At 46.7% G+C, this 2,573-nt stretch carries 3 protein-coding genes; all 3 read left to right on the forward strand.

Annotated features, from left to right (window positions below; genetic code table 11):
• Positions 1-698 (forward strand): 3-phosphoshikimate 1-carboxyvinyltransferase (locus tag AC4MRN_RS20375; RefSeq protein ID WP_491204354.1); only part of this gene is annotated, 698 nt, incomplete at its 5' end.
• A gap of 217 nt (positions 699-915) precedes the next feature.
• On the forward strand, positions 916-1,587 hold the full coding sequence (gene cmk, locus AC4MRN_RS20380; protein ID WP_073324608.1) for a (d)CMP kinase: 672 nt from the start codon (positions 916-918) through the stop codon (positions 1,585-1,587).
• A 118-nt stretch (positions 1,588-1,705) separates the two neighbouring features.
• Positions 1,706-2,573, forward strand: an 868-nt coding sequence (locus AC4MRN_RS20385; protein WP_491204355.1) for a S1 RNA-binding domain-containing protein, incomplete at its 3' end; no start/stop codon positions are given.

A 2,573-nucleotide genomic window follows, 5' to 3' on the forward strand; every position in this document is an offset into this window, starting at 1 on the left:
TGGTATCGAAACCCTACATCGACATCACGCTGGATACCATGGCTAAATTTGGCGTTCAGGTAGAAAACGACAATTACCAGCATTTCACCATTCGAGCCGGTCAAAAGTACATTGCACCATCACGTTTTCTGGTTGAAGGCGATGCTTCTTCTGCCTCTTACTTTCTGGCTGCGGGTGCCATCAAAGGTGGTAGCGTTAAAGTTACCGGTATTGGTAAACAAAGCATCCAGGGCGACATTCGTTTCGCAGATGTGCTGGAAGCAATGGGTGCCAGGGTTGAATGGTTCGACGACTGTGTCGTGATTCACGGTGCCCCGCTAAAAGGCGTCGACATGGACATGAACCACATTCCGGATGCCGCGATGACGATTGCCGTTGCAGCCTTGTTTGCCGAAGGCGAAACCTGTATCCGCAATATCTATAACTGGCGGGTAAAAGAGACTGACCGTCTGAATGCGATGGCCACAGAGTTGCGTAAATTAGGCGTTGAAGTAGAAGAGGGGCATGATTTTATTCGTGTGACGCCTGCTACTTCATTAAAGCATGCGGAAATTGACACCTACAACGATCACCGTATCGCGATGTGTTTTTCGTTAGTGAGTTTAAGCGATACACCGGTAACCATTAATGATCCGGGCTGTACAGCAAAAACATTTCCTGATTATTTCACGCGATTTGCCACAATCTGTCATCGATAAGTCAGATTTGTTTTTTATTATGCTCACCGGCTGCTACGCGGTGAGCATGATTTCCATCCAGGTCATTATCTTCACTTTCAGACATATAAAATTGGCAAACAAAATCAAACAGGTCGGAGCAATATTGACTTGTATCATTGCCTATTTGCCTGACACGCGTATAATTGCGGCCGATTTCGACGATCCATTAACAAAAATTTAAATAACTGGAGCAGGTATGCATCCAACACCCGTAGTAACGGTAGATGGCCCGAGTGGTGCCGGGAAAGGGACCTTAAGCGCTCTATTGGCAGAAAAATTGAATTGGCACTTGCTAGACAGCGGTGCGATATACCGCGTATTGGCGGTTGCCGCTATGCATCACGATTTACCCATTGACGACGAAGCCGCCATTGTGCCGCTGGCGTCCGGGTTAGACGTGAGTTTTGAAACAGAAAATAACCAACGCCGCGTTGTGTTGGAAGGCGAAGACGTTACCGATGACATTCGTACCGAAGAAGTGGGTGCGGTTGCGTCGCAAATAGCGTCATTAGCCCGTGTTCGCGAAGCCCTGTTGCGCCGACAACGCGCTTTTCAGGAAACTCCCGGCTTAATTGCTGACGGTCGCGATATGGGTACGGTCGTTTTCCCCGACGCAGTCGTGAAACTATTCCTTACTGCAAGCGCTGAAGCCCGCGCGGAGCGTCGCTATACGCAGTTGAAAGATAAAGGGATGGATGTTAATATTGCGCGCCTTTTAACCGATATCAAGGCCAGAGATGAACGTGATTCACAACGTTCAGTCGCACCGCTGGTACCGGCAGAAGACGCAGTAATTATCGATTCAACAGATTTGGATATTAACCAAGTCTTTGATAGTGCTATGGAAATCATCAATTCCAGACTGTAAGTCAGGAGGCGATTTTCGCCATCGCAACAGTTATTACAGGACGTAATGACTTTGTTTAATAACCCCACGGTATCGGGAATGTAGCGTGGATGTCAACTGAATATATTTACTTATTAATATGACTGAAAATTTTGCACAACTTTTTGAAGAGAGCTTACAAGAACTAGAAACACGTCCTGGTTCAATTGTAAAAGGTACTGTTGTATCAATTGACAAAGACATCGTTCTGGTAGACGCAGGTCTCAAATCAGAAAGTGCCATCCCAGCTGAACAATTTAAAAATGCTGAAGGCGAATTAGAAATCGCTATCGGTGACGAAGTTGATGTTGCGCTAGACGCAGTAGAAGACGGCTTCGGTGAAACTATCCTGTCTCGTGAAAAAGCGAAGCGTCACGAAGCATGGGTTGAGCTGGAAAAAGCTTACGAAGACAAAGCCACTATCAAAGGCGTTATTAACGGTAAAGTTAAAGGCGGTTTCACTGTTGAAGTTAACAGTGTACGCGCGTTCTTGCCTGGTTCACTGGTTGACGTACGTCCGGTTCGTGACACTACTCACCTTGAAGGCAAAGAGCTTGAATTTAAAGTAATCAAGCTGGACGCTAAGCGTAACAACGTTGTTGTTTCTCGTCGTGCCGTTATCGAAGCTGAAAACAGTGCAGAGCGCGAATCACTGCTGGCGAACCTGGAAGAAGGTCATGAAGTTAAAGGTATCGTTAAGAACCTGACTGACTACGGTGCGTTCGTTGACTTAGGCGGTGTAGACGGCCTGCTGCACATCACTGACATGGCTTGGAAGCGCGTTAAGCACCCAAGTGAAATCGTAAATGTTGGTGACGAAATCAATGTTAAAGTATTGAAGTTCGACAAAGACAAGCAACGTGTATCTCTGGGCATGAAGCAGATGGGCAACGATCCATGGCAAGAAATTGCTCAGCGTTACCCAGAAGGCACTAAGATCACTGGCCAGGTAACTAACCTGACTGACT

The sequence above is a fragment of the Marisediminitalea sp. genome, from assembly GCF_984433645.1.